Source organism: Peterkaempfera griseoplana (assembly GCF_001418575.1).
Taxonomy (GTDB): Bacteria; Actinomycetota; Actinomycetes; order Streptomycetales; family Streptomycetaceae; genus Peterkaempfera; species Peterkaempfera griseoplana.
In genome coordinates, this window is sequence record NZ_LIQR01000351.1 from 1 (window position 1) to 13515 (window position 13515).

Annotated in this window: 11 protein-coding genes and 1 tRNA gene; 3 read left to right on the forward strand and 9 right to left on the reverse strand. The window is 71.0% G+C overall.

Annotated elements, in window-relative coordinates:
* Window positions 1-37 precede the first annotated feature (37 nt).
* A complete protein-coding gene (locus tag AOK09_RS24950; protein WP_055589490.1) occupies window positions 38-631 on the forward strand; it encodes a hypothetical protein in 594 nt (197 codons plus the stop codon).
* A 63-nt stretch (window positions 632-694) separates the two neighbouring features.
* Here the strand turns inward: AOK09_RS24950 and pknB are convergent, their stop codons facing one another.
* The 6 genes from pknB to AOK09_RS24980 form a co-directional block, all read right to left on the reverse strand.
* Window positions 695-2743: a Stk1 family PASTA domain-containing Ser/Thr kinase gene (gene pknB, locus AOK09_RS24955; RefSeq protein WP_055589491.1), complete on the reverse strand. Its 2049-nt coding sequence runs from the start codon at window positions 2741-2743 to the stop codon at window positions 695-697.
* 287 nt (window positions 2744-3030) lie between these two features.
* Window positions 3031-4497: a peptidoglycan D,D-transpeptidase FtsI family protein gene (locus AOK09_RS24960; protein WP_055589492.1), complete on the reverse strand. Its 1467-nt coding sequence runs from the start codon at window positions 4495-4497 to the stop codon at window positions 3031-3033.
* A gap of 37 nt (window positions 4498-4534) precedes the next feature.
* On the reverse strand, window positions 4535-5959 hold the full coding sequence (locus AOK09_RS24965; RefSeq protein ID WP_055589493.1) for an FtsW/RodA/SpoVE family cell cycle protein: 1425 nt from the start codon (window positions 5957-5959) through the stop codon (window positions 4535-4537).
* A 22-nt stretch (window positions 5960-5981) separates the two neighbouring features.
* Window positions 5982-7571, reverse strand: a complete 1590-nt coding sequence (locus AOK09_RS24970; protein ID WP_055589494.1) for a PP2C family protein-serine/threonine phosphatase — start codon at window positions 7569-7571, stop codon at window positions 5982-5984.
* Window positions 7572-7639: 68 nt separating this feature from the next.
* Window positions 7640-8149 carry an FHA domain-containing protein FhaB/FipA gene (locus AOK09_RS24975; protein WP_055589495.1) on the reverse strand — a complete coding sequence of 170 codons (510 nt, stop codon included), beginning with the start codon at window positions 8147-8149 and terminating at the stop codon, window positions 7640-7642.
* 12 nt (window positions 8150-8161) lie between these two features.
* Window positions 8162-9022 carry an FhaA domain-containing protein gene (locus tag AOK09_RS24980; protein ID WP_055589497.1) on the reverse strand — a complete coding sequence of 287 codons (861 nt, stop codon included), beginning with the start codon at window positions 9020-9022 and terminating at the stop codon, window positions 8162-8164.
* Window positions 9023-9503: 481 nt separating this feature from the next.
* Here AOK09_RS24980 and AOK09_RS24985 point away from each other — a divergent pair.
* A tRNA-Leu gene (locus AOK09_RS24985) sits at window positions 9504-9587 on the forward strand.
* A 226-nt stretch (window positions 9588-9813) separates the two neighbouring features.
* Here the strand turns inward: AOK09_RS24985 and AOK09_RS24990 are convergent.
* Both AOK09_RS24990 and AOK09_RS24995 read right to left on the reverse strand, forming a co-directional pair.
* Window positions 9814-10974 (reverse strand): sensor histidine kinase, encoded by a 1161-nt coding sequence (locus AOK09_RS24990; protein ID WP_322973211.1) that lies wholly within the window; start codon window positions 10972-10974, stop codon window positions 9814-9816.
* On the reverse strand, window positions 10971-11639 hold the full coding sequence (locus AOK09_RS24995) for a response regulator (protein WP_245687466.1): 669 nt from the start codon (window positions 11637-11639) through the stop codon (window positions 10971-10973). The genes AOK09_RS24990 and AOK09_RS24995 overlap by 4 nt, the downstream gene beginning before the upstream one ends.
* Window positions 11640-12286: 647 nt before the next feature.
* Between AOK09_RS24995 and AOK09_RS40385 the strand changes: the two genes are divergently transcribed.
* Entirely contained in the window at window positions 12287-12946 is a 660-nt protein-coding gene (locus tag AOK09_RS40385) for a hypothetical protein (RefSeq protein WP_063796062.1), read from the forward strand.
* A 34-nt stretch (window positions 12947-12980) separates the two neighbouring features.
* Here AOK09_RS40385 and AOK09_RS37065 read toward each other — a convergent pair.
* The coding region (locus AOK09_RS37065) for an ATP-binding protein (RefSeq protein ID WP_157876025.1) at window positions 12981-13515 on the reverse strand (535 nt) is incomplete at its 5' end.

Genomic DNA, 13515 nt, shown 5'->3' on the forward strand with positions numbered 1-13515 from the left:
CTGTCGCGCATGGTGCGTGATTCGAGGATCACGCACCATGCGCGACAGCCTCACCGGCTGGACCCAAGCCCTGAACCGGGTCAAGGCCCTGCAACTGCTGCCGGACGGTCTCCACCTCACGACCCGTCTCGTGGCCGACTACTTCGAGGTGGGCGAGGAGGCCGTCAAAAGCATCGTCAAGCGGCATCGGGAAGAGCTGGCCGGCAATGGCTATGTGCTGCTGCAAGGGCCTGAGCTGCACGAATACCTTAGGTCCAACCTGGACCCAAGCTCCGTGCCGGGGCGAGGGCTCGCGCTGTTCCCCCGGCGGGCCGTACTCAACGTCGCCATGCTGCTGCGGGACAGCGAGGTGGCCCGCCAGGTGCGCACCCATCTGCTGGACCTCGCCGACGCGGCCAGGCCGTCCGCGGCTCTGGACTCCTGCATCGCCGAAGTCGCCCGCCGGGCCGCCGAGGAGGCCGTGGCCCGGCAGCTGCAGTCCCACGCCCGGGTGATGGGTGCCATGAGCTGCCGACTGGCGCATCTGGACATCGCCCTGCGGGAGGTGGGCAGCCGCCTGGACGCGCTGTGCACCCTCTGGGCGCACCATGCGGTGCACGATCACCGCCGCGCTCGCCGCTGCTGCCGCTGAACGCGGCGTGGGGGCTGTGGACAGGTTGTCCACAGCCCCCACGGGGTTCAGTCACAGGCCTGGTCAGCCGCCGGGGTTGCCGCCGATGATCCCAGCGGGACCGCCGCCGCCGCCGTTGTTACCGGCGCCCGCACCTGGGCCGGGCTGGATGGTCAGGTTGATCTGCTGACCAGGGTTGACCGGTGTGCCGGCCCCGGGGTCGCTGGAAACCACCTGCGAGTTCGTGTCACCAGGTCCGTTGACCACCTGACCGTGAAGGCCCTTGCTGTCCAGCAGGTTCAGCGCGTCCTGGAGGCCCATGCCGCCCAGCACCGGGACCGTGACCTGCGCTGGCTGCTCACCGACGACCAGTTCGATGTCGGAGCCCTTGGGCTGCTGGTGCTTGGCCGACTGGCTGATCACCTTGCCGACGTTGTTGGCGTCCTCCTGCTTGGTGACCGTGACATGGAATCCTGCCGACTCCAGCGTCTGCTGGGCGGTGGCGGCGTCCTGGCCGGTGAAGTCCCCGGCGTCGACCTTGTCCGGCGCCTTGCCCACCACGATGTTGACCTTGGAGCCCTTCTGGGCCTTCCGGTTGGCGGCGGGCTGCTGGTTGAGGACGTTGCCCTGCTGGCTCTCGTCGTCGGTCGCCTTCTCGGTGACCTCGCCCAGCTTGAAGCCGGACTGTTGGAGCCGCTGCTCGGCCTGCGCCTGGGTCATCCCGCCGAGGTCGGGCACATCGGCCTGCTCCGGGCCGGAGGAGAGGTGCACCGTGATGGTGCTGCCCTTCGCGAGGGTGGTGTCCGCGGCCTGGTCCTGGGTGCAGATGGTGCCCTTGGCGGCGACGTCCGGCTCGCAGGCGACCTTGTCGCCCTCCTTGAGCTTGAACTCGCTGCTGCCGTTGGCCAGCTGCTTCTCCGCGTCGCTGATGGACAGCCCGATCAGCGAGGGGACCTTGGGGTCGGGGGTCTTGGAGCCGCCGCCGAAGAGCGCCTGGGCCACGAAGAAGGAGCCCACCAGGACCAGTACCGCCGCGATGGCCAGCACGATCCACGAGGTGTTGTTCTTCTTGGGCTGGCCCCGCCGGTTGCTGGCCCGGCCGCCGTAGCCGCCGTCGTCCCCGTAGTCGCCGCCCTGGCCGCCGACCGGCGGCAGCATGGCGGTGCCCGCCATGCTCGGGTTCTGCGGGGAGAGCACGGTGGTCGGCTGGCCGCCGCCGTACTGGTCGGCGCCGTAGCCGTTGTCGTAGCCGCCCATGCCGAAGGCCGCGACCTGCTGGGCCGCGGCGACCGGGAGGCCGTCGAGGAAGCGCTCGATGTCGTCGCGCATCTCGTCGGCGGACTGGTAGCGGTAGTCGCGGTCCTTGGCGAGCGCCTTGAGCACGATGGCGTCGACCTCGGGGCGTACCTCGGGGTCGAAGACCGACGGCGGCTGGGGCTCCTCCCGGACGTGCTGGTAGGCCACCGCCACCGGCGAGTCGCCCACGAAGGGCGGCCGCAGGGCGAGCAGCTCGTAGATCAGGCAGCCGGTGGAGTACAGGTCGGAGCGGGCGTCGACCTGCTCGCCCTTGGCCTGCTCGGGGGAGAGGTACTGGGCGGTGCCGATGACCGCGGCGGTCTGGGTCATGGTCATGCCCTGGTCGCCCATGGCGCGGGCGATGCCGAAGTCCATCACCTTGACGGTGCCGTTGCGCGTCAGCATGACGTTGGCCGGCTTGATGTCGCGGTGCACGATCCCGTTGCGGTGGGAGTACTCCAGCGCCTGCAGGATGCCGATGGTCATCTCCAGCGCGCGCTCCGGCAGCAGCCGGCGGCCGGAGTGCAGCAGCTCGCGCAGGGTGGAGCCGTCCACGTACTCCATCACGATGTACGGGATGGAGACCCCGTCCATGTAGTCCTCGCCGGTGTCGTACACGGCGACGATGGAGGGGTGGTTCAGGGACGCTGCCGACTGGGCCTCGCGGCGGAACCGGGCCTGGAACGACGGGTCACGGGCCATGTCGGCCCGCAGCGTCTTCACGGCGACGGTGCGGCCGAGCCGGATGTCGTGGCCGAGGTACACCTCGGCCATGCCGCCGCGACCGAGCACGGCACCCAGCTCGTACCGGCCGCCGAGGCGACGCGGCTCTTCCATAGCTCCCAGCCCTCTCCCTCACCCTGTGCATGAGGATGTGACGTTGGGCCCCGCAGTCCGGCTCCCTGCGCCGACCACGGCGCAGGACCGACCCGCAGACAGACCGCTGCTTGCGGATACGCTACCGGTCCCGGGGGCGATAGCCCGCCGCCAGCACCACCCGATACCAGACCGGTATCAGGTGTGCACCACCTGTTCCCATATGCCCGGGTGTGCCATCCATGCAGGTCGGCCCAGGGAACAGGGCTGTCCTGAGACAGCCGCGGCGAGGCCCGGTGAGTGATGGGTCACTTCCCGGTGACGGCTTCCATGATCGCCTTGGCGACGGGTGCGGCGAGCTTGCCACCGGCGATGCCGGCGCGGTCGTCGCCCTCGTTGCTCTCCACCACCACGGCGACGGCGACCTTGGGGGTGTCCCCGGTCTTGGCGTAGGAGATGAACCAGGCGTAGGGGAGTTCCTTGTTGTTCTCACCGTGCTGGGCGGTACCGGTCTTGCCACCCACGGTGACGCCGGGGATGCGGGCCGCGTAGCCGGTGCCGTGGCTGCTCTCCACCACGCCCTGCATCAGCGTCTGCAGCTTCTGCGCAGTCTCCGGGCTGAAGGCGCGGCTCATCTCCTTGGGCTTGGTCTGGGAGATGGTGGTGAGGTCGGGGGTCTGCTCCTTGTCGACCATGTAGGGCTGCATCAGCGAGCCGTTGTTGGCGACGGCGGAGGCGACCATGGCCATCTGGAGCGGGGTGACCCGGGTGTTGTGCTGGCCGATGGCGTCCAGCGCGGTGCCGGGGATGTCGGAGTCCCGCGGGAAGACGCTCTCGGCGGCCCGGACCGGGGTGTCGACCTTGGCGTTGTTGAAGCCCAGCTTCTCCGCCTGGGCAGCCAGCTTGTCCTTGCCCACCTCGTGGCCGATCTTGGCGAAGACGGTGTTGCAGGAGTACTCCATGGCGACCAGGACGGTGGCGTTGGCGCAGGGCTCGTACTTGGACTCGTTGGTGAGCGGCGTGTGGGTGTTCGGCAGCATGTAGACCTGCGGGGTCTGCGTCCGGTCGTTGGGGTTGTTGTACGGAGCCCCGTTCTCGAACATGGCCGCCGCGGTGACGATCTTGAAGGTGGAGCCCGGCGGGTAGGTCTCCTTCAGCGCCCGGTTGATCATCGGGCCGTTGGGGTCGCTGAGGTACTTGGTGTACGCGCTGGTGTCCTGCCCGGCGAACTTGCTGGGGTCGTAGGACGGGGTGGAGACCATCGCCAGGATGGCGCCGGTGGTGGGGTCGATGGCGACCGCGGCGCCCTTCTTGCCCTTGAGGGCGTCGTACGCCGCCTTCTGGGCCTTCTGGTCGATGGTGGTGATGACGTTGCCGCCCTGCTTGGGCTTGCCGGTCAGCATGTCCAGGGTGTTGCGGAAGAAGAGCCGGTCGTCGTTGCCGGAGAGGAAGTCGTCCTCGAGAGACTCGATCTGGGTGTTGCCGACCGTCTGCGAGGAGTAGCCGGTGACCGGCGCGTACATCTCGCCGTCGGTCCAGGACTGCTTGTACTTGAACCGCAGGCCGTTGACGAACTCCGACTTGGTCATCGGCTTGCCGTTGGCCAGGAAGATGTTGCCGCGCGGGTGCGCGTAGCGGTCGTAGAGCACCCGCTTGTTGTTGGTGTCCGTGGCCAGTGCGTGGGCCTTCACGCCCTGCAGCCAGTTGGCGCGCACCATCAGGGCCAGCACCAGCAGCATGCAGAAGATGGAAACCCGTCGAATGGGCTTGTTCATGCGATGGGTCCCCTCTTTGCGGTGTGAGTCATGCCCCTCACGCTCGCACTATCTGGGTAGCTTCCGCGTCAGGACTCGGCGCGGGTTCGGGAGCCGGCCGCCGGGCGGTGTCGCTGATCTTGAGCAGTACCGCCACCAGTGCCCAGTTGGCGACCACGGACGAGCCGCCCTGGGCCATGAAGGGCATGGTCATACCGGTGAGCGGGATCAGGCCGGTGACGCCGCCGGCCACCACGAAGACCTGGATGGCGAAGGCCGAGGAGAGGCCGACCGCCAGCAGCTTGCCGAACGGGTCGCGGGCGGCGACCGCGGTGCGCAGCCCGCGCTGCACCAGCAGTCCGTAGATCAGGAAGATGGCCATGAGCCCCGCCAGGCCCAGCTCCTCGCCGAAGGAGCCGAGGATGAAGTCGCTCTTGGTGGCGAACAGGATCAGCCAGGAGCGTCCCTGGCCGAGGCCGGTGCCCATCACCCCGCCGGAGCCGAAGGCGAAGAGCGACTGGCCGATCTGCTCGGTGGCTCCGGCCGGCGGGTGCGGGCCGAAGGCGGCCATGGGGTCCAGCCAGGCGTTGACGCGGATCTTGACGTGGGGCTCGAAGCTGGCCACGACGACCGCGCCGACCGCCGACATCAGCAGGCCGAAGATGATCCAGCTGGTGCGCTCGGTGGCGACGTAGAGCATCACCACGAAGAGGCCGAAGAAGAGCAGTGAGCTGCCCAGGTCGGTCTCGAACACCAGGATCAGGATGCTGAGGATCCAGATCACGATGATCGGCCCCAGGTCGCGGCCGCGCGGCAGGTAGAGCCCCATGAAGCGGCGGCTGGCCAGCGCCAGCGCGTCACGCTTGACCATCAGGTAGCCCGAGAAGAAGACGGTGAGGATGATCTTGGCGAACTCACCGGGCTGGATGGAGAAACCGCCCAGGTGGATCCAGATCTTGGCGCCGAAGTCCTCGGGCCGTGAGGGGAAGAAGGCCGGGGCGGCCAGCAGCACCAGGGCCACCGCCATGGAGATGTAGGTGTAGCGCTGCAGGATGCGGTGGTCCTTGAGCAGCACCAGCACCCCGAGGAAGAGCGCGACACCGAGTCCCGACCACATCAGCTGGTTGGAAGCCGCCGGGTAGTTCTTGGGGATCAGCGGCCCCGCCTTGTCCAGCCGCCAGATCATCACCAGGCCCAGCCCGTTGAGCAGGGTGGCCAGCGGCAGCATCAGCGGGTCCGCGTACGGCGCGAACCTGCGCATCACCAGGTGGGCCACCAGGGCCAGTCCGCCCATGCCGCAGCCGTAGCCCAGCATGCCCGCGGGCAGCGAGCCGTCCATGGCCAGGCCGACGTTCGCATAGGCGAAGACCGGAACCATGACAGCGAAGATCAGCAGGAACAGCTCGGTGTTCCTGCGGTTCGGGGCCCCCTGGGGGGTGATGGTCGTGTTGTTGCTGCTGTTGGACGATCCGTAACTGCTCACGGCGTCGGCCGCTCCCCTGCCACTACTGAGTGCACGACTTCGCCAGCTCCTGCTCCGGGGCGGTCAGCGTCGGCTTGTTGCCGGTGCCGCCGGTCGCCGACTGGCTCGGTACGGGCTGCCGCGAGGCTCCGCCGCCCGTGCTGCCGCTGGCACCCGGTCTGGGTGTCGCGGCGGTACGCACCGCCGTCCCCTGGACATACGCGGCACGGGCCGCGACGGTTCCGGTCGCGGTGGCGTGCGGGGTGGGGCGGGGACTGGCGGAGGGCTGCGCCGGCGGCGTGGCGGCGGTGGACGGGACGGCGCCCTGGGCCACCTTCTTGCAGACCGCGGCCTGGTCGCCGAGCCGCTGGACCTTGGTGAGGGCGTCGTCCACGTTGTCGACGGGGATGGTGTTCGTCACCTGGTCCTGCTGCAGCTGCGACAGGTACTTCAGTTCGATGGCCGGGTAGTCCTTGTAGACCGAGGAGAGGTTCAGCCCGGCGAGGTTCTGGTTCAGCCCGCGGAAGACCGCGACATGGTCCCCTTTGGTGCCCACGTAGTACTGCTTCTGCGTCCAGCGCCAGCCGACATAGCCGCCGCCTCCCACCAGGCCCAGCGCCACGACCAGGACGAGCGACCGCTTGAACCACTTGGCGCCCTTGCTGCGCCTGCGGCGGTCCGGCTTCTCCAGGTCGTACTCGTCGTAGGCCTCGTAGCCGTCGGCGGGACCGAACTCGCCGAACCCCTCGGCGCCGCCCTCGCCCGGCTGCTGCGGGGCGGGCCGGCCGAGGCCGGCCGCGCGTCCGGCCGGGGTATGCAGCATGTGCTCGGTCATCGTGGGCGGCCCGTCGGCGACCGCGCCGACCACCACCGGGGTGTCGCTGACCTGCCCGGCCATGGTGTCGCTGTCGCCCACGTCCAGGACGTCGGCCACGATGCAGGTGATGTTGTCGGGGCCGCCGCCGCGCAGGGCGAGCTGGATCAGCTCCTGCACGGTCTGGTGCGGTGAGTAGAAGGACCCCAGGGTCTCTTCCAGGGTCTGGTGGCTGACCACGCCCGAGAGGCCGTCGGAGCAGAGCAGATAGCGGTCGCCGGCCCGCACCTCGCGGATCGACAGGTCGGGCTCGGCCTGTCCGCGGCCGTCGAGGGCGCGCATCAGCAGGGACCGCTGGGGGTGGGCCCCGGCCTCCTCCTCGGTGATCCGGCCCTCGTCGATCAGCCGCTGCACCCAGGTGTGGTCCTGGGTGATCTGGCTGAGCGAGCCGTCACGCAGCAGATAGGCGCGGGAGTCGCCGATGTGGACCATGCCCATCCGCTGGCCGGTCCAGAGCATGGCGGTGAGGGTGCAGCCCATGCCCTCCAGCTGGGGGTCCTCCTCGACCATGCTCCGCAGCCGGTCGTTGGCCTGCTGCACGGCGTCGCCGAGCAGCGAGAGGAGGTCGGCGCCGGGGACGTCGTCGTCCAGCTTGACCATGGTGGCGAGGACCTCGGCGGAGGCGACCTCGCCGGCGGCCTGGCCGCCCATGCCGTCGGCGACCGCGAGCAGCCGGGGACCGGCGTAGCCGGAGTCCTCGTTGTGCTCCCGGATCATGCCGGTGTGCGAACCGGCCGCGAAGCGCAGCACAAGGGTCATACGGCGTGCGCCTCCCCTCGAGCTGCCTCGTCACTCGCGGTGGACGTGGTCCGATGGCTCATGCGCTACTACTTCCGCAGCTCGATGACGGTCCTGCCGATACGGATGGGCATCCCCGGCTGCAGCGGCGCGGGAGCGGTGAGCCGCTGCCGGTCCAGGTAGGTGCCGTTGGTGGAGCCCAGGTCCTCGACGATCCACTGCCCGCTCTGGTCCGGGTAGATCCTGGCATGGCGCGAGGATGCGTAGTCGTCGTCGAGCACGATGGTGGAGTCGTGGGCGCGTCCGAGGGTGATGGTCTGGCCCTGGAGGGCGACCGTCGTCCCGGCGAGCGAGCCCTGCACCACGACCAGCTGGGTGGGGGCGCCGCGGCGCTGCCGTGACTGCTGCTGGGGCTGCGGCCTGGCGCTCTGCTGCCGCGCGGCCTGGGAGGATCCGGGTGCGGCGGTGCGCCGCGCCGCACGCTGGGTCACCCTGGTGCCGAAGAGGTCGCTGCGGATCACCTGGACGGCGACGATCACGAACAGCCACAGTACGGCGAGGAAGCCCAACCGCATGACCGTGAGGGTCAGCTCTGACATGTGTGCCCCGCTCTACCCTTCGGCTTGCCGGTAGACGATGGTGGTACTGCCCACGACGATCCGCGAGCCGTCGCGGAGCGTAGCGCGCTGGGTGTGCTGTCCGTCCACCACGATGCCGTTGGTCGAGCCCAGGTCGAGGACCATTGAGGGCGAACCGGGACGGATCTCCGCGTGCTTGCGGGACACGCCCGGGTCGTCGATGCGGATGTCGGCCTCGGTCGAGCGGCCGAGGACGAGGGCACCGCCGCTGAGCTGGTGGCGGGTGCCGTTGATCTCGATCCAGCGCCGGACGCCGGCTCCGCCGCCGGTACCGGGCAGCTGGCGGACGTTGCCGCCCGCCCCGCCCGGGGCGTGCGGGGGCATCGCGGGCGGGGGCGGCGCGGCGTAGCCGCCGGGCTGCTGCCACTGCTGGCCCGGCGACGCCGGGGGACGCTGCGGATAGCCGCCGGGCTGCTGGTAGCCCTGGGGGCCGCCCTGCTGCGACATCCCCTGGGACTCGCTGCCGGCCAGGGTGCGGCTGCGCACCCGGTAGAGACCGGTGTCCAGGTCGTCGGCCTTCTCCAGGTGGACCTGGAGCGGACCCATGAAGCTGTAGCGCTGGGCGTCCGCGTACTCACGCACCATCCCGGCGAGCTCCTGGCCGAGCTGTCCCGCGTACGGGCTCAGCCGCTCGTGGTCGTGCGGGCTGAGCTCCACGATGAAGTCGTTGGGGACGACGGTCCGGTCCCGGTTCCAGATGGTGGCGTTGTTGTCGCACTCGCGCTGCAGGGCACCGGCGATCTCCACCGGCTGGACCTCGGACTTGAACACCTTGGCGAAGGTGCCGTTCACGAGACCCTCGAGCCGCTGCTCGAACTTCTTCAGGACTCCCACGGGCACCCCCTCTCCTCAGGGCTCATATCAATCCGCTGTACTGCGTACTTGCCTACTGATCGTATCCACGCCGCAGGCATCCGTACGGTTCCCCGGCTGTGCTCTGCCCGGGGGTGCGCTTGAGCACACCCCCCAATCCGCAGGATGCCACCGCGGGTGGAAGGGCCACCGGCCGGAGACCTGCCACCCGTCCGGCTTCATCCGTTTGTCGCGCCGAGGTCTCCGTGCAGTGATGGTAGTTGCGACGGGAGAGGACTGTCTGCGCTTGCCGTGAGCCACCTACCCGCTGGGGCGCCCGGGCACGCCGGACGGCTGCCCTGGGGTGCCCGTGACAACGGATTCGATGGCACCCAGGCTGACGTGCTAATGTTTTCCACGTCGGAAGGGGCGCCCGGAAGGGACTCGGACCGGCGGCAGGGCGGAGAGAATCCGGCTTGGTGCCGACGAGGACGGTTCGGTAGCATCTGAGGACAACACCCTTGCGCGGGTGGCGGAATAGGCAGACGCGCTGGATTCAGGTTCCAGTGCCCGAAAGGGCGTGGGGGTTCAACTCCCCCCTCGCGCACAGTGAGGTACCGGGAACGGGCCTTCGGAAGTGGCAGAAGTCACTCCCGGAGGCCCGTTTCTCGTGTGGGGTGCAGCTACCGGAGTAGCGGACGCCGGACCGGGCGCCGTATCGCCGGCTGGCGGGCGGTTCCGCACCGTACGGGCAGCGTTCCGGGAGTGACACAGATCACCCATGTCGCTGCCCTTCGCGGCCTCGGAGTTCCGCCGCTCCGGAGCCCCGGCGGTCAGGGCCTGGCGGTCTCCGGGAGTATCGGCAGCGCCGCACGGACCAGGAAGCCGCCCTCACCGCAGGGCCCGGCGGCCAGGGTGCCGCCGAGCAGCTGGGCGCGTTCCCGCAGGCCGACCAGGCCGTGTCCGCCGCCGGGCAGCTCCGGTGCGTCGGCGGTACCGTCCGGCGGCCCGTTGCGCACCTCGACCTGCAGCAGGTCGCCGTCGGCCCGTACCGCCACCGTCACCCGGGCGCCGGGTGCGTGCTTGCGCACATTGGTCAGCGCCTCCTGCACGGTCCGGTACGCGGCCCGCTCCACCGCCTCCGGCCAGGTCCGGCCGCCCCACTCCAGCGCGCGGTGGGCGTCCAGGCCGCTGTCGTCGATCAGCCGCGGCAGGTCGGCCAGGGTGGGCTGGGGGGTCAGGTCCTGGGTGGTGCCGCCGGCCGCGCGCAGCACGCCGACCATGTGGCGCAGCTCGTCGAGGGTGCGCACCGACAGTTCCCGGATGGTGTGCGCCGACTCCTTGGCCGCCGGGTCGCCGGTGCTGACCTGGAGGGCACCTGCCTGGATGCTGATCAGGCTGACCTGGTGGGAGACCACGTCGTGCATCTCCCGGGCGAGCCGGGCGCGCTCGGTGGCCAGGACGCCCTCGGCCAGCAGCAGCTGTTCGCGGCGCCGGCCGCGGGTCAGCTCGTCCAGCCGTACCGCGAGCTCGGCGCGGGTGCGGACCAGCAGGCCGAGTGCGGCGGGGCCGCCGGCCAGCATCAGGCACTCGATGGCGTAGAGGGCGGTCTCCCGGTCGAGGGTGATCGGCCAGTAGTCGCTGATCGGCCAGTGGAAGAACTCCACCAGGGCGAAGAGCGAGGCGGAGACCACCGTGACCGCCGTCGAACGGCGGCGGGCGGCGATGCTGTAGATCGCGGTCATCGGAGCGATCCAGATGAAGCTCAGAAAGGTGCCGGGGAGGGTGAGCAGCAGCACCAGCACCGGCCGCCGGTTGCGGAGCAGCAGCGCCAGCGCCGCCAGGATCGAGGCGGCGGTCTGCAGACTCCTGGAGAGGTCGTCCACCAGGGCGGCGTCCAGCAGGGACAGCAGCACGGGGGCGGCGACCGCCCAGCGGCGCATCCGGGCGCGGCGGGCGGGCTGCGTGGCCCGGCCGGTCGTACGGGCGCTCACTCGGGGGCGCTGCCCTGGCTGCGGGCCAGCCCGGCGCGGTGGGCGATCACCGCGGCCTGGACCCGGTTGGTGGCCCCCAGTTTGCCCAGGATGGCGCTGATGTGGTCCTTGACGGTACCGGTGCCGAGGAAGAGCCGGTCGGCGATCTCGGCGTTGGACAGTCCCTCGCCCAGCAGCGCCAGCACGTCCAGCTCGCGGGTGGTCATGCAGCGGACCTGGGCGGCGGCCTCAGCGTCCGGCCGCCCGCCGCCGACATAGCCGCCGATCACGGTGGCGGTGACGGCGGGGGAGAGGATGTTGCCGCCGCCGGCCAGCACCCGCACGGCGTGCACCAGCTGGTCGGGGGCGGTGTCCTTGAGCAGGAAGCCCGCGGCCCCGGCCCGCAGGGCGGTGCCGATGTACTCGTCGGTGTCGAAGGTGGTGAGCATCGACACGGCGGGCGGTTCCGGCAGCGCGCGGAGCCGGCGGAGCACGGTGATGCCGTCCAGGTCCGGCATGCGGATGTCCAGCAGCACCACCTCGGGGCGGTGGGTGCGTACCGACTGCTCGGCGGACCCGCCCGAGCAGGTGTCGACGACCTCGATGTCCGGGGCGGAGCCGACGATCAGGCCGAGACCGGAGCGGACCAGGACCTCGTCGTCCACGATGACGACCCGGATGGGCACGGTGCCTCCTTGGGGAGTGGCGGGGCGGTGAGGGCCCCTCATGAGGGTAGGAGGGCGGTGGCCCTGCTGCCCCTCCCGCCTGTGGTGGACGCGCCCCCGCCGATCGGCGGGGGCGTGAATCGCCACCGGGAGGCAGCCTCCCCGGGCGCCCGGCGGCCACCATGGAAGGTAGCGCGTGTCGTACACACCCCCGCGGCCCGGCTGGTCCCCGGGCCTGCCCGTCGTGATCCGACGGTGCGGGAACCCGGTGGCCTCGCGGTTCCGAAGTACGCCTCCCGAGGCGGAGCAGGCCCCCGGTGCCGCCGGGCCGCCACTCCGGGCCGGTCCGCGGCGGCCCCGCCCCCGAGGTCGCCGGGGTCCCCCCGGGGCCCGTCGCCCGCAGTCGGGGGTCCTCCGCCGGGGGGCGGAGGACCCGTCATCCGTAAGGGTCGTCCGGGGCCCCTCCGCCAGAAGGATGATCCGAAGCTGGGTAGCGAGATCGAGGGAAACGCGCCCGGTGCCGCCTAGCGTGGAACGGACAAGAGAATCGGACCTTCGGGAAGGTGTCCGTGAACCTGAGAATCCGCACGGGGGATGTGCAGCGGAGGACCCGGGACCCGTTACTGCGACGGGCCGCCGCTGCCGAGTGGGGGAGGCTGTGGGCGGTCGTGAGAGGGCGTCTGGCGGGCCGCGGCCTCGCCGCCCTGCCGGTCGCGACCGCGGCGACACTGCTGGTGCTCTGTTTCGACCTGCTGCAGCGGCTGCCCGGAGGGGCCGCGGTGGTGGAGGACGTCGGAGTGGTGCGCGGCAGCCAGCCGCTGGCGTTGTCGCTGCTCAGGACTCCGCTGTCGCTCTTCGTCCCCGCGCTCGACCTGCCGGTCTGGGGTGCGCTGGTCCAGGTGCTGGTGGTCTTCGGGCTGGCCGAGCTGGTGCTGGGCCGGGGGCGGACCCTGCTGGTCGCGTACGCGGGCACGGTGGCCGGCACCCTCTATGCGCGGCTGGCCGTGGACCTGGGCCCGGGGAGCCCCTTCGGGCTGCCGACGGCCGACGCGGCGGTACGGGACGTGGGCCCGTCGGCCGCCGTGGTGGCGCTGGCGATCTGCACCGCCTGGCGGGTCAGGGCGTGGTTCAGCGGGTCGGCGGTGGTGGTGCTGATGGCCGTCGAGGCCGCGGGGCTGCCCAATCTGGCCGGGCGGGAGCATCTGGCGGCGGTGGCGGTGGCGGTGCTGGCCTCCCTGGTGGACGAGGTCCTGATCGGCTTTCGGCCGCCGGTGGCGGTACTGGTGCCCGCGCTGCCGGACACCGGCCGTGCTCGCCAGTACGGCTAGGGCTCGACGGTGTGGTCAGGGCTCGACGGTACGGTCAGTCGCCAGCCAGGCCCTGGTGGCGGGAGCGGCAGGTGGGCGCCGTGTCGGCGGACGGTGCGGGCCGGACCAGGTCGAGTTCCGCCCAGACCCGCTTGCCGTCGCCCGGCAGCGACTCGCAGCCCCAGCGGTCGGTGGTGGCGGCGACCAGCAGCAGTCCCCGTCCGTGCTCCTCGTCGGCGTCGGCCTGACGGAGCTGCGGGCGGGTGCGTCCGGGGTCGTGCACCGAGAGCCGGAGCACCTGGGGGGCGCCCGGGCCGGGGGGCGGAAGCAGCGACACCGAGAGGGTGACCGAGGAGGCCTGCTGCTCCTGGGCGGTGCCGTGGGTGATGCCGTTGGTCACCAGTTCGCTGAGCACCAGGGCCGCAGCGGCGGCGGTGTCGTCGTCGGGGTCGGCGTGCCAGGCGGCGAGCAGCCGGTGGAGGGTGGCTCTGGCGAGCGGGACCGACTCGGGGCGTACCGCCAGCGCCATCACCATGTGGCGGGGCGCGGGGATGCGGGGCGCGGGCGCGGCTTTGGGGAAGGTCCCCGGC